Here is a 25845-nt window from a genome sequence, read left to right as displayed (position 1 = left end):
GCTGATGGCCTTCCCGATGTTCGCCACCGTGATCTGGCTGGTCTGGGTGATCGGGCAGCAGGTCGGCATCGACGGCGCCTCGGCACTGCTGGCCGTGCTGCTGGCGCTGGCCTTCATCGCCTGGGCACTGGGCACGCCGGGCATCGGCGGCATCGGCCGCGCGGCCTTCGGTGCGATCGGCCTGCTGAGCCTGGCCGCGGCGCTGTCGTGGATGCTGCCGACGCTGCACGCGTCGGCGGCCACCTCGCCGGCACGCAGCGGCGAGGCCGGCTCGGCCTGGGAGCCCTGGAGCGAGCAGCGTGTGGCCGAGTTGCGCGCCGCCGGCACGCCGGTGTTCGTCGACTTCACCGCTGCCTGGTGCGTGACCTGCCAGTACAACAAGCGCACCACGCTGGCCGACGCCGCGGTGATGGCCGATTTCGCCGCGCGCGGCGTGGTGCTGATGCGTGCCGACTGGACGCGCCGCGACCCTGCCATCACCGCAGCGCTGGCCGGGTTCGGCCGCAACGGCGTGCCGGTCTATGCGCTCTACGGGCGCGACGGCGCGCCGCAGATCCTCAGCGAGATCCTCAGCGTGCGCGAGGTGCGCGACGCGCTGGCCCGGCTCTGAACCCGTCCTCCCCCTTGTCCGTACGAAAGGAGTTCCGCATGAAGCACGTGTTCCGCCTCACCGCCTTTGCCGCCGCGCTCGGCGCTTCGGCCTCGGTGCTCGCCGCCGCCGCGGTGGGCCAGCCGGCGCCGGCCTTCAGTGCCGTCGATACCAGCGGCAAGACTGTCTCCCTGGCCGACTTCAAGGGCAAGACGGTGGTGCTGGAGTGGGTCAACCCCGGTTGCCCGTACGTGAAGAAGCACTACGACAGCGCCAACATGCCGGCCACGCAGAAGAACGCCGTCGCCAAGGGCGCGGTGTGGCTGACGATCAACTCCACCCACAGCGGCGCGAGCGACTACCTGCAGCCGGCCGCGCTGGCCGGCTGGATGAAGGACAAGGGCGGCGCGCCCACCGCCACGCTGATGGACGCCGACGGCAAGGTCGGCCGCGCCTACGGCGCGCGCACCACGCCGCACATGTACGTGATCGATCCCAAGGGCACGCTGGCCTACGTCGGCGCGATCGACAGCAAGCCGACCGCCAACCCGGCCGACATCAAGACCGCGACCAACTACGTCAACCAGGCGGTGGCCGAGGTGGTGGCCGGCAAGCCGGTCAGCCAGCCGGCGACGCAGGCCTACGGCTGCTCCGTCAAGTACGGCGATTGAGCCTCTAGACGGCGAAGTTGACCGGCAAGCCCGGCACGTCGACGTCGAACGCCAGAACGCAGCCGGCCCAAGGTTGCGCGGCCAGTTCGGCCGCCGGGCGCTTCTCGCGCGCGGTGGTCACGTAGACCGTCTTCAGGTCGGCGCCGCCGAAGCAGGGCATGGTGGCGCAGCGCACCGGCAGGCGCACCTCGCGCAGCACTTCGCCGGTGGGCGCCAGGCGAAGCAGCCGCTGGCCCTCGAACATCGCCACCCAGTAGCAGCCCTCGGTGTCGACGGCCGCGCCGTCGGGCCGGCCGCCATAGCTTTCCAGCGGCTGTCCGTCCTGCCTGACGGGAAAGCTGGCAAATACACGCTGGCGGCTGATCTCGCCGGTGGCCGGCTCGAAGTCGAAGGCGTAGGTAGTGTGCGCCTTGGTGTCGGTCCAGTACATGGTGCGGCCGTTCGGGCTCCAGGCCAGGCCATTGGCCACGGTCGCGCCGCCGGCGCGCTGCACCAGCTTGCCGCCCGTGTAGCAGTGCAGCGTCGCCCTGGCCGCATCGCGCGGCTCGTAGATCGTGCCGACCCAGAAGCGCCCCTGCGGATCGCACTTGCCGTCGTTGAAGCGCTCGATGTCCGGGTCGTAGGGCGGCGGCGCCAGCTCGCGGCGCGCCCCCGTTGCCGGATCGAAGCGCCACAGGCCGTCGCGCATCGCCAGCAGCAGCGTGCCGTCGAGGCAGGGCGCGCAGCTGCCCGGCTCGCAGTCGAACTCCCAGTGGACGAGTTCGCCGCTCGCCGGGTCGAATCGGTTCAGCCGGCGCCCCGGGATGTCGCAGTAGTAGAGCGCCTTTTCGCGCGGATGCCAGAACGGCGACTCGCCGAGCAGCGACGCCGAGGCCACGGCGACGCGGATCTCGCCCTCGCTCATACCACCGCGATGTCGAGCTGCATCCAGCCGCGGGCGCTCTCTCCCGGCGCCACGCTGACCAGGCCGTGGGCCAGCGGGTCGGCCATGTGGATGGCGTTGCTGACGTGGCTGACCGGCTCGACGCAGAAATAGTCCTTCGTCTGCGGCGTATAGATCACCAGCCGCTGCATCGATGACGTGAGCTGCAGCGAGAAGCGCTCGTCGCGGATGCGCGCCGCGCCGCGCCAGCCGTCGAAGCAGTGGTCGAAGTCGAGGTGGATCACGTCGCTGTCGATGCCCGGCTGCGCCACCTTGCGCACCGGCAGCCCGGCGGCGTCGCTGTCCCAGCGCTCGGCGCACTCGATGTGCAGCCGGCTGCGCGCGCGCTTCGGGAAGTACGGGTGCCAGCCCAGCCCGACCGGTTGCGCCACGTCGGCATGGTTGGTCACGATCATCTCCACGTGCACCGACTGCGGCGTCAGCGTCACGTACTGCGTCGCCTCGAAGGCGAAGGGCCAGTCGGCATCGGCCGCGTGGCGCAGCCGCATCACCAGCTCGACGGCGCTCGACGAGACCGTCTCCCACGGCCGCTGCCAGCCCAGGCCGTGCACCGAGTGCGGGCTGTCGCCGAAGTTGGGCCGCGTGGCGTGGTCGTGCCCCTTCCAGCGGAAGCGCGCGTAGCCGATGCGGTTGGAGTACGGCACCAGCGGATAGCAGGCCGATGCCCGCGAAGATTCCAGCGCCACCGGCTCCGCGCTGCGAAGGATCGGCGTCTCGCGATGCCACAGCCCGGCGATGCAGCCGCCGAGGTCGGGCCGCAGGGCCAGGCGCAGCGCGCCGGCATGGAGTTCGAAGCTGTGGGCGGTGGAGGCGTGCGCGGTCATGGGCCGATGCTACGCCGGTACCGGCGCGAAACCGGACCGTGCGGGCCCTCAGTAACCCTGGGTGCCCGACGAGACCGAGTGCACGTGCTCGCCGCTGGGCGTGCGCAGCGCGGCGATGGCCGAGCGCGCCCCCTGCATGAACAGGCCGAGGTCGGAGCCGACGGCGACGTAGTCGAAGCCGGCAGCGCGGTACTGCGCCACCGATTCCGGGTCGCCGCCGATCGTCCCCACCGGTTTGCCGATGGCCTTGCAGCGCAGCACGGCGTGCGCCATGCGGTCCATCACCGCCGGGTGGGTGAGCTGGCCGACGTAGCCCATCGAGGCCGACAGGTCGGCCGGGCCGATGAACAGGCCATCCACGCCGTCGACGTCGGCGATCGCGTCGATGCGCTCGATCGCCTGCGCGGTCTCGAGCTGCACGATCACGCCCATCTGCCGGTTGGCGGTGGCGAGGTAGTTGGGCAGCGTGCCGAAGCGGCTGGCGCGGCTCATGCCGGCCATGCCGCGCACGCCCTGCGGCGGGTAGCGTGTGGCGGCCACCGCACGCGCAGCCTCGTCGGCGGTCTGCACGAAGGGGAACATCACCGTGGTGGCGCCGGCATCGAGCACGCGCTTGACGAGCACGGCGTCGTTCCAGGCCACGCGCACGATCGGGACCATCTTCGTGCACGACAGCGCCTGCATCATCTGCAGCACGTCCATCATGTCCAGCGGCGAGTGCTCCATGTCGATCACCGCCCAGTCGAAGCCGGCGTGGCCGGTGGCCTCGGCCACCAGCGGGCTGGCCGACATGATCCAGGTGCCCACCGGCGGGTGGCCGCCGGCGGACTTGAGCAGTTGGCGGAACGGGTTCATGGCGCGCTCCTTTCGCGAGGGGAGGTCAGTAGCGGCTCTGGCTGTCGGCGAGATCCGCGCGCAGGTAGTGTGCGCCCGGAATCGGGTTGTAGTAGTAGGGCGCGGTCTCGACGAAGCCGAGCGACGCGTACAGTTCCCGCGCCGCCTCCATGTCGTCGAGCGTGTCCAGCAGCATCACCGAGTAGCCGCAGCGGCGCGCCTCGTCCATCAGCGCCTCGGCCAGCCGGCGGCCGAGGCCGAAGCGACGGAAGGCCGGGCGCACGTACAGCCGCTTCATCTCGCAGGCGTTGGCATGGTCGACGTCGTGCAGGGCGCGAAAGCCGCCGCAGCCCGCGACCTGGCCATCGACCATCGCGAGCAGCAGGTGGCCGGCCGGCGCCGCGTAGTCGCCGGGCAGCCCGGCCAGCTCGTCCTCGAAGTTCTGGAAGCACAGGTCGACGCCGAGCCCGGCGGCGTACTCGCGGAAGATGGCGCGCGTGGCGTCCAGGTCGTCGCTGCCCTGGGGCACGGCGAGGCGGATGTCGGGGCCGATGCCGGTGGCCATCAGCTCAGCCCCCGAGGCTGGCGACCCAGGCCGCCCCGGCACCGCAGACGGCCAGCAGCACCAGCGCGAGGCCGCGCGTGGACAGCGTGTCGCGCGCGGCGGGAACGTCGGCCGGCAGCGGCTTGTCGCCGACGATCATCGGCGTGACCAGGTCGCGCCCGCGCCGCACCCGGTAGACGATGATGGCCAGCACGTGCAACGCCACCGTCGCCAGGATCAGCCACTGGCCCCAGTTCTTGTGCCAACCGGTCAGCAGGCTGCTGGTGGCGCCGGAGACGAAGCGCACCAGCGGGCCGCTGCTGGCGATCTCGTCGTCGGCGAACAGGCCGCTGCCCACCTGCGCGGCCAGCAGCGCCAGCAGCGCGAACACCGACAGCGCGCCCAGCGGGCTGTGGCCGACCTCGTGGTGTTCGTCGGGGCGGCTGGCACCCTTCAGGTAGCGCATCAGCGCGGCGGGCCCGTACAGGAAGCTCGCGAAGCGCGACCAGCGCCCGCCGACCAGCCCCCACAGCAGCCGGAAGGCCAGCAGCGCGAGCACCGCGTAGCCGAGCCGGAAGTGCCACACCATCGCGTTGCCGCCGATCTTGGCGCTGACCACCGAACCGATCACGCACAGCATCAGCACCCAGTGGAACAGGCGCGTCGGCAGGTCCCACACGCGCACGGACACTGTCTGCGGATTCATGCCGTCGTCGTCTCCTCGTCTCTTGTGCAGGGCCGACGATAACGCCTCGCGGCCTTGCCGCAGCAAAACACGCGGTCTTGCCGGAGTTCGGGATGCAAACGCATCGGTGCGGCGTATACGCTGCAACCGGCCCAGCTCCGACGCCGCGCGCCGGCCCCACGCCAACCCTCACGAAGGAGAAACCGCATGAAACGTTCGCTCTCGTCGATCCTGATCGCTGCCGCCGCGCTGGCCACGGCCCTGCCCGCTGCCGCGCAGTTTGCCAAGCCGGAGGATGCGATCAAGTACCGCAAGGGCGCCTTCACGGTAATGGCGGCGCACTTCGGCCGCGTGGCCGGCATGGCCCAGGGCAAGATCCCGTTCGACGCCAAGGTGGCGGCGCAGAACGCCGAGGTGGCCACGTTCATGTCCACCCTGCCCTTCGCGGGATTCGGCCCCGGCACCGACAAGGGCGAGACCCGCGCCAAGCCCGAGATCTGGGCCGAGATGGACAAGTTCAACGCCGGCGCGAAGAAGATGCAGGACGCGATGGCCAGCCTCAACGTGGCAGCCAAGGGCGGCAATCTCGACGCCATCAAGGCTGCGGCTGGCGAGGTGGGCAAGACCTGCAAGGGCTGCCACGACGAATATCGCAAGGAGTGACGTGAGCCCCTCGGCCGACGGGTACGTCGGCCGGCTCAGCGCGCGCCGAGCACCTTCGCGAACACGTCGCTGTCGACGTTGCCGCCGCTGAGCGCGAGGCCGACGCGTCGGCCCGCCCAGCGCCCGCGCTGCTGCAGCAGCGCGGCCAGCGCGGCGGCGCCGGCACCTTCGGCAACGTTGTGGGTATCGGCGAACAGTGCGTGCATCGCCTGCGCCACCTCCGCGTCATCGACGGCAACGATCTCCTCCACCTCGCGGCGGATGATCGCCAGCGCCGCGGGCTCGGGCACGCGGCAGGCCATGCCGTCGGCCAGCTGCGTGCTCACCGGTGCTTCGATCGGACGGCCGGCCTCGAACGACAACCGGTAGGCCGGCGCATGCGCCGAGACCACGCCGACGATTCGCGTGCGCGCACCGGTGGCCGCGCGCGCCGCGGCGCAGGCGCAGATGCCCGAACCCAGGCCGATCGGCACGAACACCGCCTCGGGTTCCTCGCCCGCGGCGAAGTGACCGAAGAACTCCATCCAGTAGCTCGCCACGCCGCGCACCAGGTCGTCGTGGAACGAGGGCACCATGTGCGCGCCGCGTTCGGCGGAGAGTGCCACGGCGTGCTCTCGCGCGGCCTGGAAGTCCTCGCCGTGCTCGATCAGCTCGGCGCCGAGCGCGCGCATCGCGGCGTTCTTCTCGACTGAGTTCCCGCGCGGCACGACGATGGTCGCGGACAGCCCGTGGCGCGCCGCCGCGAAGGCGATCGACTGGCCGTGGTTGCCGCGCGTGGCGCTCATCACGGCGCGCACGGCCGGCTCGCGCCGCGCCAGCGCGTCCATGTAGACCAGTCCGCCGCGCAGCTTGAAGGCGCCCACCGGCGTGTGGTTCTCGTGCTTGACCCACACCTGTGCGCCGCAGCGCGCGTCGAGCAGTGGCCAGCGCTGCTGTGGCGTCGGCGGCATGGCCTGGCGCACGACCGCCAGCGCGGATTGCAGCGCGTCGCGATCCGGCAAGCTCATGCGGCACCCTCCAGCCGCACGCGTCCGGCGGGCGTGGCCAGCGTGGCGGCGAAGGCATCGCTCGTCGACACCCCTGGCGGAAGCCGGCGCGCGGCGGCATCGGGCAACGTGCCGACCGCGAGCGATTCGAGCCGAACGCCGCAGGCCGGCAGGCTGCCGGCCGGGTGCACCTCGCCCCACTCGATCAGCGTGGGCAGCGCGCCGCCGAAGAGCCGCTGGCCGTCGGGCCGCACCGCGATCTGCCAGCGCAGCGTGCCGCGCGGCGTGTCGCGCTCGGCCTGCAGCACCTCGCCGCGGTCGATGCCGGCGCCGGCCAGCGCCGCGCACTCGGCGGCGACGTCTTCGCAGCGCGCCACCCAGTGGATCAGCCGAGGAGCGGCGGCCAGCGTGGCACGCAGCGCCGGATCATCGAGATCGAACCAGCGTCGGCGACCGGGCGGCGGGGCCTGCGGGTCGATGGCGATGATCTCCAGATAACTTCGCGGAAAGGCCTCGGCGCCGATGGCCATCAGCAGGTTGTGCGTGCCCATCAGCGCATGCTTGCCGCCGGGGCCGGGCAGCACACCGAGCGTCGCGGCGCACCAGGCCGCGCCCTGCTCCAGCGAGGCCGCACCGATCACGAGGTGGTCGACCTGCCAGCTCACAGCGCGACCTCGCCGCGCACCACGATCACGCTGTCACCGCCGATCCAGGTGTCGTCGCCGATCCGCTCGACGAAGACCCGCCCGTCGCGGCCGAGTGCCGTGCCCTGCGCGGCCACGTAGCGCTGCGGCGCGAGGCCGGCACCGATCAGCCATTGGGCCAGGCCGGCGTTGAGGCTGCCGGTGACCGGATCCTCCGGCACGCCCAGGGTCGGCACGAAGGCACGCACCTCGAACTGCGCGTCGTGCCCTGGCCCGCAGGGCGCAACCACACCGAGCTTGAGCCCCTGCATGGCCACGAAGTCCGGCCGCAGCGCCAGCACCTCGTCGCGCGATCCCAGCATCACGGCCACCCAGCCCGGGCCGTTGTCGACCCATTGCGAAGCCCGGATCGCGCTGCGCTCCACGCGCAGGCTGCGGGCGATGTGCACGAGCGTCTCCGCGTCGACCGCGCCGCTGCGCCGCAGCGGCGGGGCGGCGAAGGCCAGCCGCGCGCCGTCGCGCCGGATGCGCACCAGGCCGACGCCGCACTCCTGCACGACCTCGCCGGTACCGCGCGCGACGCCGCCCGACGCGAGCCAGGCCTGGCAGGAGCCGAGCGTCGGATGGCCGGCAAAGGGCAGTTCGCCGCCGGGCGTGAAGATGCGCACCCGGTAATCGGCCGCGGCGTCGGTGGTCGGCAGCAGGAAGGTGGTCTCGCTCAGGTTGGTCCAGCGTGCGAAGGCAGCCATCTGCGCGTCGTCCAGGCCCTGCGCGTCGTGCACGACTGCCAGCGGGTTGCCCTTCAGCGGCGTGGCGGTGAAGACGTCGAGCTGCGTGAAGCGGCGCGGGGTGCTCATGCCTTCTCCTTCAGGGCCTGCGCGAGCGTCTCGGCGAGCAGCGCGACGCCGCGCCCGATCTCTTCCGGCGGCACGGTGACGAAGCTCAGCCGCAGCGTATTGGCTCGCGCATGGTTGGCGAAGAAGGCCGCGCCCGGTACGTAGGCCATGCCGCGCTCCACCGCCTTCGGCAGCATCGCCGTGGCGTCGATGCCCTCGGGCAGCTCGAGCCAGAAGAACATGCCGCCGCTGGGCACGTTCCAGCGGCAGCCGGCGGGCAGGTGGCGCTGCAGCGCATCACGCATCGCGTCGCGGTGCCGTTGGTAGCGCGCGCGCACGGTGGGCACGTGCTCGCTCAGGAAGCCGTCGCGGATCACCTCGTGCACCACGCGCTGGTTGAAGCCCGGCGTGTGCAGGTCTGCGGCCTGCTTGGCCTGCAGCAGCTTGGGGAAGAGGGCTCTCGGCGCAACCACATAGCCCAGCCGCAGCCCCGGCGCGAGCACCTTGGAGAAGGAGCCGAGGTAGACGGTGTTGCCCGGCGCTCGCACGGCCAGCGGTGGCGGCGGCTCGGCGTCGAACCAGAGGTCGCCGTAGGGGTTGTCCTCGACGATCGGCAGGGCCATGGCCTGCGCCGCTTCGGCCAGCACCTCGCGCCGCGCCGCGCTCATGCAGCGGCCGCTCGGGTTCTGGAAGTTGGGCAGCAGATAGAGGAAGCGCGCGCCGCGCGCCGCGGCGAGTGCCTCGGGCAAGGGGCCGTCGTCGTCGCACTCGAGGCTCACCACTTCGGGTTCGTAGGGGGCGAAAGCCTGCAGCGCGCCGAGGTAGGTGGGCCGCTCCACCGCCACGCCGCTGCCGGCGTCGATCAGCACCTTGCCGACCAGGTCCAGCCCCTGCTGCGAGCCGGTGGTGATCAGCACCTGCGCGGCCTCGACCGTCAGACCGCGTTCGCCGAGCTGCGCCGCCACCCACTCGCGCAGCGGGCCGAAACCTTCGCTGGCGGCGTACTGCAGGGCCTCGCGCGGCGTGTCGCGCAGCACCCGTTCGCAGGCCGCGCGCATCGCCTCGACCGGGAAGCTGTCCGGCGACGGCAGCCCGCCGGCCAGCGAGACGATGCCGGGTCGCTCGGTGACCTTGAGGATCTCGCGGATCACCGAGGGGTTCATGCGCTCGGCGCGGCGGGCAAGGACGAAGCTCATGGCGGGCCTTTCTTCGGGGAGCTCAGGCGGTACGGTGCACCGGCATGCGCTTGCCGGCGAACACGGTGGCGATCACCGCGAGCGCGAAGCCCACGGTGGCGGGGTCGAGCTGCTCGCCGAGCACGGGCACGGCGAACAGCAGCGAGAGGAAGGGCTGGACCAGCTGCACCTGGCTGACACGCACCGTGCCGCCGAGCGCGAGGCCGCGATACCAGGCGAAGAAGCCCAGCCACATCGAGAACAGCGTGACGTAGCCGAACGCACCCCAGGCGGCCGCGCGCACCGGCTGCACCGGCCAGGACATCAGGGTCAGCGGCAGCGTCACCGGCAGGCTGAGCACCAGCACCCAGCAGATCACCTGCTCGGCGCGCATCTGCGCTGCCAGCCGCGCGCCGGCCACGTAGCCGGTGGCGGCGCTGGCCACGGCACCGAGCAGCAGCGCATCGGCCATCACCAGCCGGCCGCTGCCCTGCACCAGCGCGAAGGCGACCACCAGCGCGCAGCCGCCCGCCGCGCAGGCCCAGAAGCCCGCCGAGGGCCGCTGGCGGAACCACAGCGCCGCCGCCAGCGCGGTGGCCAGCGGCAGCAGGCCGGTGACCACCGCCGCATGCATCGATTCGACCTGGCGCAGCGCCAGCGCGAGGAAGAGCGGAAAGCCCACCACCGTGCCCAGCGCCGAGACGGCGAACGCCGGCAGCTGGGCGACGGCGGGCCGCGGCGCGCGCACGGCGAAGAGGTAGCCGATGCTCAGCAGCCCGGCCAAGGCCGCGCGCCCGGCCGTGACGAACAACGGCGGCAGCTGCGGGTCGCTCGCCGGGCCGACGGCCAGCCGCGTCATCGGCAGCGTCAGCGCGAAGATCACCACGCCGAGCAGGCCCAGCCACAGGCCGCGCTGCTCGTCGTGTCGCGAAGGCTGCGCATTCATGCCGTCACCAGCCAGGCCGCGGTGGCCAGCAGCACCGCCGCCATGGCGCGGTTGAACACGAGCAGTCGCTGCCCCTGCGCCAGCCAGCCGCGCAGCATCGAGCCGACCCAGGCGTAGGTGAAGTTGCTCGCGAAGGCGAATCCCACCATCACGACACAGACGATCGCCAGCCGCTCGCCCGGGTTCGGCGCGGGCGCTGCGCCGGCGCTGGTCACCCAGCCGGCGGCCAGCGCCAGCGCGAGCATCCAGGCCTTGATGTTGAGGAACTGCAGGCCCACACCCTGCCAGAAGCCGACCTGCAGTTGCGCCGGGTCGGCCTCGCCGAGGCGGCTGGCGCGGGCGAGCTTCCAGGCCAGCCAGACGAGGTAGGCGATGCCGCCGAACTTCACCGCCAGGCGCAGCGGCGGCGCCGCCAGCACCAGCGCGGCCAGGCCGAGCCCGCACAGCACCATCATCAGGGTCCATCCCGCCGGCACGGCCAGGATGAAGGGCAGCGCCCGCTTCAGGCCCAGGTTGGCGCCCAGCGCGGTCGACAGCGTGGTGTTCGGCCCCGGCGTGAAGCTCATCGCCGTCGCGAAGCTCAGCAGGGCGGCGAGTTCTTCTGCAGACATGTGGCCAGTCTAGGGGCGGCACCAGCACAGCAGCAGTACACTGCTCATCATCTGACTCTTCCCTGTACTGGTGAATCCGCCAGCACACGCCATGCTCGACGTCTCCCGCGAGAGCCACCCGATTCCCGGTGCCGCACCGCTGTCCCGGCAGTCCGATGCCACCCTGACCGAGCAGCTCGCCGCCCGCTTCGCCGAACGCATCCGCGCGCGGCTGCTGGCACCCGGCGCGCGGCTGCCTTCGGTGCGCGAGTGCGCGCGCCGCCACGAGGTCAGCCCGACCACGGTGGTCGCCGCCTACGACCAGTTGCTGGCGCAGGGCCTGGTCGAGGCGCGCGCCCAGCGCGGCTTCTTCGTCCGCGCGCCGCTGGCCGATACCGGCGCGCCGCGGCTCGCGCCGACACCGCGCTCGCCGCTGCCGATCAGCGCGACCACGCTGATCCGCGGCATGTTCCAGCCGCCGGGCGCCCAGCCGATGCCCGGTCTCGGCACCCTGCCGGCCGACTGGCTGGATGCGCCACTGCTCGCCAGCGCAATGCGCAAAGTGAGCACTCAGCTCGGCCGCAGCACCCTGCAGTACGGCGAGCCGGCGGGCGAGGCCCGCCTGCGCCGGGCGCTGGCCGCGCGCCTGGCCGAGCACGGCATTGCCGCCCGCGCCGACCAGATCGTCACCACCGTGGGCGCCACGCACGCGCTCGACGTGGTGACCCGCACCCTGCTCAAGCCGGGCGATTCGGTGCTGGTCGACGAGCCTGGCTGGTCGGTGGAGTACGCCCGCCTGGCGGCCCTGGGCCTGCGCGTGCTGCCGGTGCCGCGCGGCCCCGAGGGGCCGGACCTGGCGGCGATGCAGCGGCTGATCGAGGCCCAGCCGGAGGCCGCGAAGCCGCGCCTGTACGTGACGGTTTCAGTGCTGCACAACCCGACTGGCGCCTCGCTGAGCCTGCAGTCGGCGCACAAGGTGCTGCAGCTCGCCGCGGCGCACGACTTCGCCATCGTCGAGGACGACACCTACGCGCACCTCGCGCCCACCCACCTGCCGCGGCTGGCGGCGCTGGATGCGCTGGAGCGCACGATCTACGTCTCCGGCTTCTCGAAGATCCTCACGCCGAGCTGGCGGGTCGGCTTTCTCGCCGCGCCCAGCCGCTGGGTCGACCGGATGATCGACACCAAGCTGCTGTCCACGCTGACCACGCCGTCGATGACGGAGCTGGCGCTCGCTCACTGCCTGGAGCAGGGCTTGCTTCGCCGTCATGCCGAGCGCATCCAGCGCCTCCTGGATGCCGCGCGCAGCCGCTCGGTGGAACTCGCGCGCAGCCATGGCTGTCGATTCGCGGCCGAGCCGCGCGGGCTGTTCGGCTGGGTGGACACCGGCGTGGACACCGAGCGGCTGGCCCAGCGCATGCACGACGACGGCTGGCTGATCGCCCCGGGCGCGCTCTTCCACGCCACCCACCGGCCGACGACGCTGATGCGCATCAACTTCGCGACCACCCAGGACGCGCGTTTCTGGCAAGCTCTCCAGGCGGCCCGCGCCGGTCTGCAGCCCCTTTCGTGACCAAGCGTAACGAGAGACAATGCCATGGTGATGAACAGCGAACTGTTCCAGCCCACCCTGCCGCTCGGTGAGCCCGAGCTGATGCGGGCCAGTGCCTACCAGCGCTACCTCGACGAGATGCGCACCGAGGCCGGCGGCATCAGCACCCGCATCTCGCAGCTCAGCCCCTCGTTGAAGGCCGACCTGCTGCGCTTCGGCGAGGACGGCGGCGCCTCCGAGGTGGTGGAAGTGATGGCTGCCTGCGTGCGCCACGGCAAGCGCGTGACGATCCACATCCAGACCGGCGAGCGGGTGGTGCCGCTGACGGTGTTCGCCCAGGAGCGCCTGGTGCACAGCCCGGTGGCGCCGGAAGAGCTGGTCGGCAAGCCGCTGCTCGACCTGAAGGTGATGCACGTGGAGCCCGCGCTGCTGCAGCCGCCGGGTGAAGGCCACACGATGCTGGTCGGCGCCGAGGCGGCGCACTACCCGCTCGCCCCGCTGCTGTGGGAACTGGCCATGCGCGGCCTGCGCCGGGAGCTGCTGCCGGAGATCGCCGGCCCGGCGGTCTACCGCGTGGCGCCGGGGCTGGACACGGCCTCGCTGCCGGCCAGCGGCGCGGTGATGGCGGCCATCCAGCGGCTGGCGCGGCAAGGTGCCTCGCTGCGCGAGTTGTCCGACTGGCCGGGCATGGACCGCGAGCGGGCCACGCGCCTGCTCAACGCGCTGTACCTGCAGAGCGGGCTGATCGTCAGCCGCTCGCACCCGGATGCCGTCCGGGATACCTGGTTCTGAACCCAGCCCGCTCGACTCACCGCGCGCCGAGTTCCTCCCAGCGCTCCAGCGCCGCCATCAGTTCCTCGTCGATCGCTGCCACGCGCTGGTGCGCCAAGGCCATGCGCTGCGGATCCTTCACGTAGCTCTGCGGATCGGCGAGCAGTTCGTTGAGCGACTTCTGCTCAGCCTCGAGCGCCTCGATGCGCGCCGGCAGCTCGTCGAGCTCCCGCTGCTCCTTGTAGCTGAGCTTGCGCGGCTTCGGTGCGGGCGCCGCCGCCGGCGACGGTACCGCGGGCGGCTTTCCGGCTGCCGGCGCCTGGCGCGCCTGCTCGCGCTCGCGGATCGCCCGCGAACGCTCGCGCTGCACGCGCCACTCCTCGTAGCCGCCCTCGTACTCGCGCCACAGCCCCGGTGACTCGTCACCCTCCCAGGCGATCGTGCTGGTGACCACGTTGTCGAGGAAGCGGCGGTCGTGGCTCACCAGGAACACCGTACCGGCGTAGTTCTGCAGCAGTTCCTCGAGCAGCTCCAGCGTGTCGATGTCGAGGTCGTTGGTCGGCTCGTCGAGCACCAGCACGTTGGCCGGCAGCGCGAACAGGCGCGCCAGCAGCACGCGGTTGCGCTCGCCGCCGGACAGCGTGCGCACCGGCGAGTTGGCACGCTCGGGCGAGAACAGGAAGTCGTTCAGGTAGCTCATCACGTGCTTGCGCGCGCCGCCCACCTCGATCCACTCGCTGCCCGGGCTGATGGTGTCGGTCAGCGTCGCGTCGAGGTCGAGCACGCTGCGCATCTGGTCGAAATAGGCCACCTCGATGCGCGTGCCCTGCCGCACCGTGCCCGAGGTCGGCTGCAGTTCGCCGAGGATGAGCTTGAGCAGCGTGGTCTTGCCGGCGCCGTTCGGGCCGATCAGGCCGACCTTGTCGCCGCGCAGGATGGTGGCGCTGAAGTGGTCGACGATCAGCTTGTCGCCGAAGCGCATGGAGACGTCCTTCAGCTCCGCGACGATCTTGCCGCCGGGCACGCCGCTGTCCACTTCCAGCCGAACCTGGCCGAGCGATTCGCGCCGTGCCTGCCGCTTCGCGCGCAGCACCTCCAGCCGCTGGATGCGTGCCACGCTGCGCGTGCGCCGCGCTTCCACGCCCTTGCGGATCCACACCTCCTCCTGCGCGAGCAGCTTGTCGGCGCGCGCGTTGGCGAGTGCCTCCGCGGCGAGCTGCTCCTCCTTCATCCGCTCGTAGGCGCTGAAGTTGCCGGGGTAGCTGCGGATGGTGCCGCGGTCGAGCTCGACGATGCGCGTGGCCACGTTGTCGAGGAAGGCGCGGTCATGGGTGATCAGCATCACCGCGCCCTTGAAATCGCGCAGCAGCTCCTCCAGCCAGGCGATCGAATCGAGGTCGAGGTGGTTGGTCGGTTCGTCGAGCAGCAGCACGTCGGGCACGGCCACCAGCGCCTGCGCGAGCGCCACGCGCTTCTTCATGCCGCCGCTGAGCTCGCCGACGATGCGGCCGCCGTCCAGGTGCAGCTGGTGCAGCGTGGTGTCCACGCGCTGCTCCCAATTCCAGGCGTCCAGCGCCTCGATGCGCGTCTGCAACGCGTCGAGGTCGACACCCGGCGCATGTTCCTCGTAGGCGGCACGCACCGCCTTCGCTTCGGCCACGCCCTCGCTGACCACGTCGAACACGCTGGCGGCTTCGTCGAAGGCCGGTTCCTGCGGCACGTAGCGGATGCGCAGGCCCTGCGTGACCTGCAGCAGCCCGTCGTCGGGCCTCTCCAGCCCGGCGACGATCTTCAGCAGCGAGGACTTGCCGGCGCCGTTGCGGCCGATCAGGCCAAGCCGCTCGCCGGATTCGAGCGAGAACGAGGCGCCGTCGAGCAGGGCGACGTGGCCGAAGGCGAGGTGGGCATTGGACAGGGACAGGACGGCCATCGCGCGATTGTCGCCGGGCGTACGATGGCCCCATCGCGCAACCACTTCGACCGACCATGCTCGAACGCCGCCCCTGGGTGCCCGGCCCTTGCGAAGACCTGGTGCAGTCCATCGCCGCGCAGACGGCGCGGCAGGACAGCGAGGCCGTCTTCCACGAGATCGCCCGCCTCGTCGCCGAGAACCGCCGCATCCACGACCAGCACGGCATCAACCTCAACCCGGCGAGCAACGTGATGAACCCCAAGGCCGAGGCGATGATGGCCTCGGGGCTGGGCTCGCGCGCCTCGCTCGGCTACCCCGGCGACAAGTACGAGATGGGCCTGGAGGCGATCGAGCGCATCGAGGTGATCTGCGCCGAGCTCGCCTCGGAGATCTTCGACGCGCGTTTCGCCGAGGTGCGCGTGGCCTCCGGCGCGCTGGCCAACCTCTACGTCTTCATGGCCACCTGCCGGCCCGGCGACACGATCATCGCGCCGCCGGCGGAGATCGGCGGCCATGTGACGCACCACGGCGCGGGCGCGGCGGGGCTGTACGGGCTGAAGAGCGTGCCGGCACCGGTGCTGGCCGACGGCTACACCGTCGACGTGGCAGCACTGCGCACGCTGGCCCGCGAAGTCCGGCCGAAGCTGATCACCGCCGGCGGCAGCCTGAACCTCTTTCCGCACCCGGTGGCGGCGATGCGCGAGATTGCGGACGAGGTCGGTGCGAAGCTGCTCTTCGACGCCGCACACCTCTCCGGCATGGTGGCCGGGCGCACCTGGGCCAACCCGCTCGCGCAGGGCGCCCACGTGATGACGATGAGCACCTACAAGAGCCTGGGCGGCCCGCCGGGCGGGCTGGTGGTCGGCAACGACGCGGCCATTGCCGAGCGCATCGACGCGATCGCCTACCCTGGCCTGACTGCCAACTTCGACGCCGGCAAGGTGGCGGCGCTGGCGGTCACGCTGGCCGACTGGAAGAAGCACGGTGCGGCCTACGCGCACGCGATGTGCGACACCGCCCGCGCACTGGCGCAGGCACTGCACCGCGAGGGCCTGCCGGTCTACGCGATGGCGCGCGGCGCCACCACCTCGCACCAGTTCGCCATCGAGGCGGCACGCTGGGGCGGCGGGCAGGCGGCGGCGAAACGCATGGCCCGCGCCGGGCTGCTGGCATGCGGCATCGGGCTGCCGATCGCACCGGTGGCGGGCGACATCAACGGCCTGCGCCTGGGCGTGCCGGAGATCGTGCGGCTGGGCATGGGGGCCGAGCACATGGGCGAACTCGGTTCGCTGATCGCGCGGGCGCTGGGCGATCGGCCCGAGGCCGTGGCGGCCGCAGTGGAAGCCTTCCGCCAGCGCTTCCGCGAGCTGCACTACATCAACTGACGATCAGCCGAGGCGCATCAGCAGCTGCGCGGCCGTCGGGGCCGGCCTCATCGGTGGCGCAGCGCCGACTCGAGCGCGTCGATGAACACCTTCGCGACATCGAAGCCGGTCTGGTCGGCGATCTCGCGGAAGCAGGTCGGGCTGGTCACATTGATCTCGGTGAGGCAGTCGCCGATCACGTCCAGCCCGGCCAGCAACATGCCGCGCGCAGCCAGGATGGGGCCCAGCGTCGAGGCGATCTCGCGGTCGCGCGCCGACAGCGGCTGCGCCACGCCTTTGCCGCCGACGGCGAGGTTGCCGCGGATCTCGCTGCCCTGCGGAATGCGCGCCAGGCAGAAGGGCACCGGCTCGCCGCCGATCACCAGGATGCGCTTGTCGCCCTGCGCGATCTCGCTCAGGTATCCCTGCACCATCACCGTCTGCGCGCCGCCCCTGTTGAGCGTCTCGGTGATGCTGCCGAGGTTCAGGCCGTCGGGGCCGACGCGGAAGATGCCCATGCCGCCCATGCCGTCCAGCGGCTTGAGGATGATGTCGCCGTGCTCGGCGTGGAAGCGCTTGATCGCCTCGGCATCGCGCGTCACCAGCGTCGGGCCGATGAACTGCGGGAACTCGAGGATGGCGAGCTTCTCCGGGTGGTCGCGCAGCGCCGCCGGCTTGTTGAACACGCGGGCGCCTTCGCGCTCGGCCTGCTGCAGCAGGTGGGTGGCGTAGAAGTATTCGCTGTCGAAGGGTGGATCCTTGCGCATCAGCACCGCGTCGAGCTCCGCCAGCGCCAGCTCCGGCGCATGCTGCTCGGTGAACCAGTAGACCGGGTCGCCGCTGAGCGCGACCTGGCGCATCTGTGCGGCCACGCGGCCACCACGCTGCCACAGCAGATCCTTCGGCTCGCAGGCGAACAGCTCGTGGCCGCGCGCCGCGGCCTCGCTCATCATGGCGTAGGTGCTGTCCTTCTTGATGTTGAACTGTTCCAGCGGATCGGCGACGAACAGGAAGCGCATGGCGGTCGGGGTATCGGAGCGGCGGTCTGCCCTCACTGTGGCACAACTCGCCGGATCACGCGCAGCACGTCGTAGCACGCGCCCATCGTGTGGTAGTCGGTCTTGCCGGCCGGGCTCTTCTCGTCGCTGAGCTTGCGGTTGTCGCTCGAGAGGATGCGGTACCACGCGCCGTGCTCGTGGTCGACGAAGTGCTGCCAGGCGTAGGCCCAGAGGCGGTCGTACCACTGCCAGTACGCCTCGTCGCCGGTGCGCTCGGCCAGCAGCGCGGCGGCGGCGAGGCTCTCGGCCTGCACCCAGAAATACTTGTCGCCGTCGCACACCGCGCCGTCCGGGCCGAAGCCGTAGACCAGGCCCTCGTTCAGCGCGTCCCAGCCGCGCGCCATCGCCGTGTCGAAGAAGTGCCGGGCGCGCGGCACGATCCACGCCGGCCGCTCGTGATCGGGCAAGGCGCGCTCGAGTTGCATCAGCAGCTTGGCCCACTCGGTGAGGTGGCCGGTCTGGAAGCCCCAGGGCCGGAAGATGTTGGTCCTGTCATCGCGGTTGTAGTCCCAGTCGACCGCCCACGAGCCGTCGTCCTGCACGCGGTAGTGCTCCCATACGAGGCCGTCGGCCAGCGCGGCGAGCCGGCCGGTCACCGATTCGGCCAGCGCCAGCGCGCGCTGCAGGTGCCGGGGGTCGCGCGTGGCTTCGAACGCCGCGAGGTGGGCCTCGCAGGCATGCATGTTGGCGTTCTGGCCGCGGTAGGCCGCCAGCCGCCAGCCGGCCGTGGCCTCGTCGGCATACAGGCCATTGGCCGGCTCCCAGAAACGCTGCTCCATCAGCGCGAAGGTCGCATCCAGCCCGGCGCGGGCTTCGGCCACGCCGGCCAGCAGCGCATGGGCATGGGCCAGCAGCACGAAGGCCAGGCCGTAGCAGTGGTTCGTGCCGTCCTGCACCGTGGCGCGCCGGCCGTCCCAGTCGACCTGCCAGGCGTAGCCGCCCTGCGGCTGGGCATGGGCGGTCTCCAGGAAGGCCAATCCGTGCCGCACGCGATCCTGGTAGCCCGCCAGGCCGAAGTGCCGCCATGCCATCGCGTGGTTGAAGACGAAACGTGTGCTGCTGACCAGGTGGCGCGTGCGCCAGTCGTAGACCGTGCCGTCGTCCTTGTAGAAGTGAAAGAAGCCGCCGGACGGATCGACGCAGCGCGCGTCGTAGAAGGCCAGCGTGTGGCGGATGTGGCCGAGCAGGAACTCGCTGGCGCGGAAATCGGGCATGAGAGTCCTCCGTTCAGGCTCGCCGCCACGACTGGACGGCCAGCGCCAGTGCACCGGCCACCACGCCCCAGAAGGCCGAGCCGATGCCCCACAGCGTGAGCCCCGACAGCGTGACGAGGAAGGTGATCAGCGCGGCCTCGCGGCGCTGCTCGTCCTTCACCGCCACCGCCAGCCCGCCGCCGATGCTGCCCAGCAGCGCGAGGCCCGCCACCGCCACCACCAGCTCGCGCGGGAAGGCCGTGAGCACGCCGGTGACGGCCGCGCCGAACAGGCCGATCACCACGTAGATGAGCCCGCAGCTCACCGCCGCGGTGTAGCGCTTGTCCGGGTCTTCGTGGGCCTCCGGCCCCATGCAGATCGCCGCGGTGATGGCCGAGAGGTTGAGCGCATAGCCGCCGAAGGGCGCGAGCACGAGCGTGGCCACGCCGGTCATCGTGATCAGCTTCGAGATCGGCAGGCGGTACCCGGCCGCGCGGATGGCCGCCACGCCGGGCAGGTTCTGAGAGGCCATGGTGACGACGAAGAGGGGCAGCGCCAGGCTGATTGCCGCGGCCAGGGTGAACTCCGGCATCACGAACACCGGCGTGGTCAGCGTGAAGGCCACGCCGCCGAGCTGCAGCTGGCCCTGCGCCGCCGCGAAGGCGGTGCCGGCAGCGAGCACGCCCGGCACGGCATAACGCGGCCATGCGCGGCGGCCAACGAGGTAGACGGCCAGCATCACCAGCACCAGCGGCAGTGCCGACTTGGCGGCGAGGAAGGCGTCCATGCCGAAGCGCGCCAGCACGCCGGCCAGCAAGGCGCTGGCGATCGGCATCGGGATGCGGTCCATCACGCGCTCGAAGGCGCCGGTGGCGCCGGCGGCGATCATCAGCAGCGCACAGACGATGAAGGCGCCGGTGGCCTGGGCGAGCGTGAAGCCGCCGGTCACCGCGGCGGTGGCGAGCACGGCGGCGCCGGGGGTGCTCCAGGCCACCATCACGGGCTTCTTCAGCACCAGCGAAGGCAGCGCCGAGCACAGCCCCATGCCCAGGCCCAGCGCCCACATCCACGAGCTGATCTGCGCCGGCGTCGCGCCCAGTGCCGTGGCGGCCTGGAAGACGATGGCCACCGAGCTGGTGAAGCCCACCAGCACGGCGACGAAGCCGGCGGTGAAGGCGGGCAGGGACAGATCGCGGAGAAAGTTCAAATCTGCACTTTGGCGCCGAGCTCGACGACCCGGTTGGCCGGCAGGTTGAGGAAATCAGCCGCGGCAGCGGCGTTGCGGTGCATGCTCGCGAACAGCTTCTCGCGCCACAGCGCCATGCCACCGCCGAGCGTGGGGATGACGATATCGCGCGAGAGGAAGTAGCTGGTCTCCATGTCGTCGAGCTGCACGCCGCGCTCGCGCAGCAGGGCCAGCGCCTCGGGCACGTCGGGCTCGTTCTTGAATCCGAAGTGCAGCGTGACCTGCCAGCAGTCGTTGCCAAGCGACTCCATCTCCACGCGCTTCTCGAAGCCGATCCACGGGACCTCGTGGTGGCGCACGGTCACGAACAGGTTGGTCTCGTGCAGCACCTTGTTGTGCTTCAGGTTGTGCAGCAGCGCATTCGGCGTACTGCCCTGGTCGCTGACCAGGAACACCGCCGTGCCCGCAACGCGCACCGGCGGCGCGACGAACACCGCCTCGAGGAAGCTCTTCAGGTCGATCGCGTCGTCGCGCATGCGCTCGGCCATCAGCCGGCGGCCCTGCTTCCAGGTCATCAGCAGCAGGAACATCGCCGCGCCGATCACCACCGGGAACCAGCCGCCGTCGACCACCTTGACGATGTTGGCGGCGAAGTAGGTGAAGTCGACCAGGAAGAAGAAGCCGGTGGCCGCCACGCACAGCCACCACGGGTACTTCCAGCCGTAGCGGATGACGAAGAAGGTCATCGTGGTGGTGATCAGCATGTCGATCGTCACCGCGATGCCATAGGCCGCGGCGAGGTTGCTCGACGAGCGGAACAGCACCACTGCCAGCACGATACAGACGTACAGGCCCCAGTTCACGAACGGCAGGTAGATCTGCCCGGTGTCGCGCACCGAGGTGTGCAGCACGCGCAGCCGCGGCAGGTAGCCGAGCTGCACGGCCTGTCGCGTCACCGAGAACGCCGCGGTGATGAGCGCTTGCGAGGCGATCACCGTGGCGGCCGTGGCCAGGCCGATCAGCGGGTACAGCGCCCAGGTGGGCGCCATCTCGTAGAACGGGTTCTTCACGTTCTCGGGGTGGGCGAGCAGCATCGCGCCCTGGCCGAAGTAGTTGATCACCAGCGCCGGCATCACCAGGCTGAACCAGGCGATGCGGATCGGGCCCTTGCCGAAGTGGCCCATGTCGGCATACAGCGCCTCGGCGCCGGTGACGCACAGCACCACCGAGCCGAGCGCGATGAAGGCGATGCCGGTGTGGGCGGTGAGGAACTCGAGCGCGTAGTACGGGTTCAGCGCCACCAGGATGGCCGGGTTGCGCATGATGTGCATCGCCCCCAGCACCGCCAGCACCACGAACCACACGGCCGTGATCGGCCCGAAGAAGCGGCCGACGCTGGCCGTGCCCAGGCGCTGCACCATGAACAAGGCCGTGAGCACCACCAGCGTGACCGGCACGATCCTGGGGTGCAGCGCCGGCGCCGCCACCTCGAGGCCCTCGACGGCCGAGAGCACCGAGATCGCCGGCGTGATCACGCCGTCGCCGAAGAAGATCGCCGTGCCGAAGATGCCGATCAGCATCAGCCGCGCATGCAGCTTCGGCTTGTCCTTCACCGCCTGAGAGGCCAGCGCGAGCATCGCGATCAGGCCGCCCTCGCCGTTGTTGTCGGCGCGCAGGATGAGCAGCACGTACTTCAGCGAGACGACGACGGTGAGCGTCCAGAACATCAGCGACAGGACGCCGTAGATGTTCGCGTTGCTCATCGGAACGTGGCCGTGGGCGAACACCTCCTTGAAGGCGTAAAGCGGGCTGGTGCCGATGTCGCCGTAGACGACGCCGATGGCACCCAGCGTCAGCGCGGCGAGGCTCGACTTCTTGCTGTGCTGGCTCACGGCCGTGAGTGTAGGGGCGGCGCGGGCCGCCGCCGTGCGCTCACTCGTAGATTTCGGCGTCCGGGTCGGTCGCTTCGAGCTCGTAGCTGGCCGCCACCATGGCCAGCCGCGCAATCACGCCGTACATGTAGAAGCGGTTCGGTGCGCTCGCACCCGGCTTGGCGCCCGGCTTGGGCAGGTGACCGCTCTCGGCGAAGGCCAGCGGCACGAAGCTCGCCCCCGGCGAGTTGAGGTTCTCGTCGATGCCGCGCTCGGCGTTGACGCGGTAGAAGCCGCCGACCACGTAGCGGTCGATCATGTAGACCACCGGCTCGGCCACCGCGTCGTTGACACGCTCGTAGGTCGGCACGCCTTCCTGCAGGATGACCTCGCTGACCTCCTGGCCGTCCTTGATGACGCTCATCTTGTTGCGCGTGCGACGGTTCAGGTCGGCCAGGTCCTTCGGATCGCGCACGGTCATGATGCCCATGCCGTAGGTACCCGCATCGGCCTTGACGATGATGAACGGCTTCTCGTTGATGCCGTATTCCTTGTACTTGCGGCGGATCTTGGCCAGCAGCGTCTCGGCGTTGCTCATCAGGCAGTCGGCGCCGGCGCCGTCGCTGAAGTTGACTTCGCCGCAGCGCGCGAACATCGGATTGATCAGCCACGGGTCCATGCCGAGCAGCTTGGCGAACTTCTTCGCCACTTCCTCGTAGGCCTGGAAGTGGTTGGTCTTGCGCCGCACCGCCCAGCCGGCGTGCAGCGGCGGCAGCAGGTACTGTTCGTGCAGGTTTTCCAGCACCTTCGGGATGCCGGCCGACAGGTCGTTGTTGAGCAGGATGGTGCAGGGGTCGAAGTCCTTCAGCCCGAGGCGCCCGCGGTTGCGCACCAGCGGCTCGAGCTTGAGTTTGCTGCCGTCGGGCAGCTCGACCTCGGTCGGCGTGGTGAGGGTCTCGTCCAGCGTGCCCAGGCGCACGTTCAGGCCGGCCTGGGTGAAGATCTGCATCAGCCGCTGCACGTTGGTCAGGTAGAACGTGTTGCGGGTGTGCTTCTCGGGGATCAGCAGCAGGTTCTTGGCCTCGGGGCAGATCTTCTCGATCGCCGCCATCGCCGCCTGCACGGCCAGCGGCAGCATGTCCTCGGTGAGGTTGTTGAAGCCGCCGGGGAAGAGGTTGGTGTCCACCGGCGCCAACTTGAAGCCGGCGTTGCGCACGTCGACGGACGTGTAGAACGGCGGCGTGTGCTCCATCCACTCGAGCCTGAACCAGCGTTCGATGGCCGGCAGCGATTCGAGGATGCGCTGCTCCAGTTCGTTGATCGGGCCGGTCAGGGCGGTGATGAGGTGAGGAACCATGGGTCGGCCCGGGAGTGGCGCTGCGGAGGACGAATTCTAGGCATCTGGGGCTGAAGCCGCCGCCCTGCAAGCCCGGCGCCGCCATGGAAATGGGCCACCTCGCGGTGGCCCTCGGAATGCCGCCCGGGGCCCGGGCGGCTGTAGCGTCGCAATGACGTCGAATCAGTTGTGATAGGCCGTCTCGCCGTGCGAGGTGATGTCCAGGCCTTCGCGCTCCTCGTCTTCCGGCACGCGCAGGCCGATGACCAGGTCGACGATCTTGTAGGCGATCACCGAGACGATGCCCGACCAGACGATGGTCAGCAGCACGCCCTTGAGCTGGATCCACACCTGCGCGCCGATGCCGTTGGAGCCGACCGTGGCGGTGACCCAGTCGGTCACCAGGCCCGGGCCGCCGAGCGCCTGGGTGTTGAACACGCCCGTCAGCAGCGCGCCGACGATGCCGCCCACGCCATGCACGCCGAACACATCCAGCGAGTCGTCGGCGCCAAGCATCTTCTTCAGGCCGTTGACTCCCCACAGGCAGGCGAAGCCGGCGACGAAGCCGATCACGATCGCGCCCATCAGGCCGACGTTGCCGGCGGCCGGGGTGATCGCCACCAGGCCGGCGACAGCGCCCGATGCGGCACCCAGCATCGAGGCCTTGCCCTTCATCAGCGCTTCACCGATGCACCAGGCCAGCACCGCACCGGCCGTGGCCGTGAAGGTGTTGGCGAAGGCGAGCACAGCGCTGTTGCTGGCTTCCAGCGCCGAGCCGGCGTTGAAGCCGAACCAGCCCACCCACAGCAGCGAGGCACCGACCATGGTCAGCGTCAGCGAGTGCGGCGTGAACGCTTCCTTGCCGTAGCCGACGCGCTTGCCGATCATGTAGGCACCCACGAGGCCGGCGACGGCGGCGTTGATGTGCACCACCGTGCCGCCGGCGAAGTCCAGCGCGCCCCACTGCCAGATCAGGCCGGCCTTGGCGTTCAGGCCGTCGACCACCTCGGCGCTGGCGTAGGCGTCCGGGCCCATCCAGAACCACACCATGTGCGCGATCGGCGCATAGCTGAAGGTGAACCACAGCACCATGAACATCAGCACCGCCGAGAACTTGATGCGCTCGGCGAAGGCGCCAACGATCAGGCAGCAGGTGATGCCGGCGAAGGTCGCCTGGAAGGCAGCGAACAGCAGCTCGGGAATGTAGACGCCCTTGCTGAAGGTCGCACCCATCGCGAATGCACCGGTGGCGGGATCGAACAGGCCCTTCATGAACAGGCGATCGAAGCCGCCGACGAAGGAATTCCCCTCGGTGAAAGCCAGGCTGTAGCCATAAATGAACCACAGCACGACGATCAGCGAGAACGTGACCATCACCTGCATCAGCACCGACAGCATGTTCTTGCTGCGCACCAGGCCGCCGTAGAACAGCGCCAGGCCCGGAACGGTCATCATGATGACCAGCAGCGTGGCCACGGTAATCCAGGCCACGTCGCCCTTGTTGGCCACCGGCGCGGCCGGCGCCGCGGCCTCGGAAGCGGCTTCGGCCGCGGCAGGCGCTGCGGCGGAGGCCGCTTCGGCGACAGCAGCCACCGACGCGGCCGCCTCGGGAGCGGACGCCGCCTGAGCCCATACGGCGCCCGAGAAGCCCAGAACCGCGAGGCCCAGGGCGAGAGTCGCAAATAGTTTCTTCATGGTTGTCTCTTGTGTTGGGACATCGGTTGGGGCGCCGCTCAGAGGGCGTCCTTGCCGGTCTCGCCGGTGCGGATGCGCACGACCTGCTCGAGCGGCGACACGAACACCTTGCCGTCGCCGATCTTTCCGGTGCGGGCCGCGCCTTCGATGGCCTCGATCACGCGATCGACGATGGCGTCGTCCACGGCCGCCTCGATCTTCACCTTGGGCAGGAAGTCGACGACGTACTCCGCACCGCGGTACAGCTCGGTGTGGCCCTTCTGGCGGCCGAAGCCCTTCACTTCGGTCACCGTGATGCCCTGCACGCCGATGGCGCTCAGGGCTTCACGCACTTCGTCGAGCTTGAACGGCTTGACGATCGCGGTCACCATCTTCATGGGATTCCCCTCTTTCTGCTGTTGAGTGCGGCGCCCGCACGGCGGGCGCCGCGCCGATCACATCGCCTTGGACACGGCCAGGATCACGCGGCCCTTGTTGATGTCGCCCCAGTTCTTCTTCTCGGCACCGACATAGGCGCCCGAGACGGACAGGCCGTTGCCGAGGTCGTAGGTGGCGCCGAGCTTGTAGTCGGTGTAGTTCTCGTAGCCGACGTCCTTCAGCTCGCTGGCCAGGCTGGTGTAGCCCACGTGCGCGTTCAGGGTCAGGCCGGTCATGACCTCGTAGTTCGCGCTCAGGTCGAGGTAGCCGGTGCCGCGGCCCTTCACGCCGAAGGCAGAGCCGTAGCCGAAGTAGTCCTTCGACACCACGTGCGAGTACTTCAGGCTGGCGATGCTGTAGCTCAGCGCGCCATAGATCTCGGTGGTATTGGCCGCCGACGAGCCGCTGCCCGGGTAGTAGTACTGCAGCAGGCCGACGTCGTAGCCGATGCCCGACACCTCGCCCTTGTAGCCGCCGTAGAAGTCCATCTCGGTGCCGTTGGCAAAGCCGATCGACGAGTTCCAGTTGCCGATGTACAGGCCGCCCATCGTGTAGTCGAA

At 70.5% G+C, this 25845-nt stretch carries 26 protein-coding genes; 6 read left to right on the top strand and 20 right to left on the bottom strand.

Annotation, left to right across the window (positions count from 1 at the left end):
* The coding region (locus AB7U92_RS03205) for a thioredoxin family protein (protein ID WP_428574676.1) at positions 1–610 on the top strand (610 nt) is incomplete at its 5' end.
* A 38-nt stretch (positions 611–648) separates the two neighbouring features.
* Positions 649–1260 carry a thioredoxin family protein gene (locus tag AB7U92_RS03200; protein WP_428574674.1) on the top strand — a complete coding sequence of 204 codons (612 nt, stop codon included), beginning with the start codon at positions 649–651 and terminating at the stop codon, positions 1258–1260.
* A gap of 4 nt (positions 1261–1264) precedes the next feature.
* On the opposite strand, the gene AB7U92_RS03195 is transcribed toward AB7U92_RS03200, so the two are convergent.
* The 5 genes from AB7U92_RS03195 to AB7U92_RS03175 are packed head-to-tail and all read right to left on the bottom strand — an operon-like array spanning position 1265 to position 5111.
* Positions 1265–2164 carry an SMP-30/gluconolactonase/LRE family protein gene (locus AB7U92_RS03195; protein ID WP_428574672.1) on the bottom strand — a complete coding sequence of 300 codons (900 nt, stop codon included), beginning with the start codon at positions 2162–2164 and terminating at the stop codon, positions 1265–1267.
* A complete protein-coding gene (locus AB7U92_RS03190; RefSeq protein ID WP_428574670.1) occupies positions 2161–3027 on the bottom strand; it encodes an aldose 1-epimerase in 867 nt (288 codons plus the stop codon). Before AB7U92_RS03190 ends, AB7U92_RS03195 begins: the two co-directional genes overlap by 4 nt.
* A gap of 48 nt (positions 3028–3075) precedes the next feature.
* Entirely contained in the window at positions 3076–3882 is an 807-nt protein-coding gene (locus AB7U92_RS03185) for an HpcH/HpaI aldolase family protein (protein ID WP_428574668.1), read from the bottom strand.
* A gap of 25 nt (positions 3883–3907) precedes the next feature.
* Complete coding sequence (locus AB7U92_RS03180; RefSeq protein WP_428574666.1) at positions 3908–4426, bottom strand: GNAT family N-acetyltransferase; 519 nt, start codon at positions 4424–4426, stop codon at positions 3908–3910.
* A gap of 4 nt (positions 4427–4430) precedes the next feature.
* On the bottom strand, positions 4431–5111 hold the full coding sequence (locus AB7U92_RS03175; RefSeq protein ID WP_428574664.1) for a cytochrome b/b6 domain-containing protein: 681 nt from the start codon (positions 5109–5111) through the stop codon (positions 4431–4433).
* A gap of 186 nt (positions 5112–5297) precedes the next feature.
* Between AB7U92_RS03175 and AB7U92_RS03170 the strand changes: the two genes are divergently transcribed.
* Positions 5298–5753, top strand: a complete 456-nt coding sequence (locus AB7U92_RS03170) for a c-type cytochrome (protein ID WP_428574662.1) — start codon at positions 5298–5300, stop codon at positions 5751–5753.
* A gap of 35 nt (positions 5754–5788) precedes the next feature.
* Here the strand turns inward: AB7U92_RS03170 and AB7U92_RS03165 are convergent, their stop codons facing one another.
* Genes AB7U92_RS03165 through AB7U92_RS03140 form a run of 6 tightly spaced genes read right to left on the bottom strand, consistent with a single transcriptional unit; the run spans position 5789 to position 10951 of the window.
* Positions 5789–6760, bottom strand: a complete 972-nt coding sequence (locus tag AB7U92_RS03165) for a threonine dehydratase (RefSeq protein ID WP_428574660.1) — start codon at positions 6758–6760, stop codon at positions 5789–5791.
* Positions 6757–7404, bottom strand: a complete 648-nt coding sequence (locus AB7U92_RS03160; protein ID WP_428574658.1) for a VOC family protein — start codon at positions 7402–7404, stop codon at positions 6757–6759. Before AB7U92_RS03160 ends, AB7U92_RS03165 begins: the two co-directional genes overlap by 4 nt.
* The gene (locus AB7U92_RS03155) at positions 7401–8240 is read right to left on the bottom strand and encodes a PhzF family phenazine biosynthesis protein (RefSeq protein WP_428574656.1); all 840 of its coding nucleotides are present in this window, start codon (positions 8238–8240) and stop codon (positions 7401–7403) included. The genes AB7U92_RS03160 and AB7U92_RS03155 overlap by 4 nt, the downstream gene beginning before the upstream one ends.
* Positions 8237–9415: a PLP-dependent aminotransferase family protein gene (locus AB7U92_RS03150; RefSeq protein WP_428574654.1), complete on the bottom strand. Its 1179-nt coding sequence runs from the start codon at positions 9413–9415 to the stop codon at positions 8237–8239. Before AB7U92_RS03150 ends, AB7U92_RS03155 begins: the two co-directional genes overlap by 4 nt.
* Positions 9416–9437: 22 nt before the next feature.
* Complete coding sequence (locus AB7U92_RS03145) at positions 9438–10340, bottom strand: DMT family transporter (RefSeq protein WP_428574652.1); 903 nt, start codon at positions 10338–10340, stop codon at positions 9438–9440.
* Entirely contained in the window at positions 10337–10951 is a 615-nt protein-coding gene (locus tag AB7U92_RS03140) for a LysE family translocator (protein WP_428574650.1), read from the bottom strand. Before AB7U92_RS03140 ends, AB7U92_RS03145 begins: the two co-directional genes overlap by 4 nt.
* A 91-nt stretch (positions 10952–11042) precedes the next feature.
* On the opposite strand from AB7U92_RS03140, the gene AB7U92_RS03135 reads away from it, so the two are divergent.
* Together AB7U92_RS03135 and AB7U92_RS03130 are read left to right on the top strand one after the other, a co-directional pair.
* Positions 11043–12503, top strand: a complete 1461-nt coding sequence (locus AB7U92_RS03135; protein WP_428574648.1) for a PLP-dependent aminotransferase family protein — start codon at positions 11043–11045, stop codon at positions 12501–12503.
* A gap of 30 nt (positions 12504–12533) precedes the next feature.
* The gene (locus tag AB7U92_RS03130; RefSeq protein WP_428574646.1) at positions 12534–13274 is read left to right on the top strand and encodes a hypothetical protein; all 741 of its coding nucleotides are present in this window, start codon (positions 12534–12536) and stop codon (positions 13272–13274) included.
* A gap of 16 nt (positions 13275–13290) precedes the next feature.
* Here AB7U92_RS03130 and AB7U92_RS03125 read toward each other — a convergent pair whose 3' ends face one another.
* Positions 13291–15183, bottom strand: a complete 1893-nt coding sequence (locus AB7U92_RS03125) for an ATP-binding cassette domain-containing protein (RefSeq protein WP_428574644.1) — start codon at positions 15181–15183, stop codon at positions 13291–13293.
* 56 nt (positions 15184–15239) lie between these two features.
* Here AB7U92_RS03125 and glyA point away from each other — a divergent pair, with 56 nt between their 5' ends.
* Positions 15240–16550 (top strand): serine hydroxymethyltransferase, encoded by a 1311-nt coding sequence (gene glyA / locus AB7U92_RS03120; protein WP_428574642.1) that lies wholly within the window; start codon positions 15240–15242, stop codon positions 16548–16550.
* Between the two features lie 47 nt (positions 16551–16597).
* Here the strand turns inward: glyA and gshB are convergent, their stop codons facing one another.
* From gshB to AB7U92_RS03080, 8 genes are all read right to left on the bottom strand, one after another.
* Complete coding sequence (gshB, locus tag AB7U92_RS03115; protein ID WP_428574640.1) at positions 16598–17548, bottom strand: glutathione synthase; 951 nt, start codon at positions 17546–17548, stop codon at positions 16598–16600.
* Between the two features lie 32 nt (positions 17549–17580).
* A complete protein-coding gene (locus tag AB7U92_RS03110; RefSeq protein ID WP_428574638.1) occupies positions 17581–18801 on the bottom strand; it encodes an AGE family epimerase/isomerase in 1221 nt (406 codons plus the stop codon).
* A 13-nt stretch (positions 18802–18814) separates the two neighbouring features.
* The gene (locus tag AB7U92_RS03105; protein WP_428574636.1) at positions 18815–19987 is read right to left on the bottom strand and encodes a benzoate/H(+) symporter BenE family transporter; all 1173 of its coding nucleotides are present in this window, start codon (positions 19985–19987) and stop codon (positions 18815–18817) included.
* The gene (locus tag AB7U92_RS03100; protein WP_428574634.1) at positions 19984–21858 is read right to left on the bottom strand and encodes a potassium transporter Kup; all 1875 of its coding nucleotides are present in this window, start codon (positions 21856–21858) and stop codon (positions 19984–19986) included. The genes AB7U92_RS03105 and AB7U92_RS03100 overlap by 4 nt, the downstream gene beginning before the upstream one ends.
* Positions 21859–21898: 40 nt before the next feature.
* Complete coding sequence (gene gshA / locus AB7U92_RS03095; RefSeq protein ID WP_428574631.1) at positions 21899–23194, bottom strand: glutamate--cysteine ligase; 1296 nt, start codon at positions 23192–23194, stop codon at positions 21899–21901.
* A gap of 162 nt (positions 23195–23356) precedes the next feature.
* Positions 23357–24868 carry an ammonium transporter gene (locus AB7U92_RS03090; RefSeq protein ID WP_428574629.1) on the bottom strand — a complete coding sequence of 504 codons (1512 nt, stop codon included), beginning with the start codon at positions 24866–24868 and terminating at the stop codon, positions 23357–23359.
* A gap of 38 nt (positions 24869–24906) precedes the next feature.
* Entirely contained in the window at positions 24907–25245 is a 339-nt protein-coding gene (locus tag AB7U92_RS03085; RefSeq protein ID WP_428574627.1) for a P-II family nitrogen regulator, read from the bottom strand.
* A 57-nt stretch (positions 25246–25302) separates the two neighbouring features.
* Positions 25303–25845 (bottom strand): TorF family putative porin (locus tag AB7U92_RS03080; RefSeq protein WP_428574625.1); only part of this gene is annotated, 543 nt, incomplete at its 5' end.

It is taken from the genome of Piscinibacter sp., assembly GCF_050175855.1.
Taxonomy (GTDB): domain Bacteria; phylum Pseudomonadota; class Gammaproteobacteria; order Burkholderiales; family Burkholderiaceae_C; genus Piscinibacter.
This window is presented reverse-complemented; position numbering and strand designations above follow the sequence as displayed.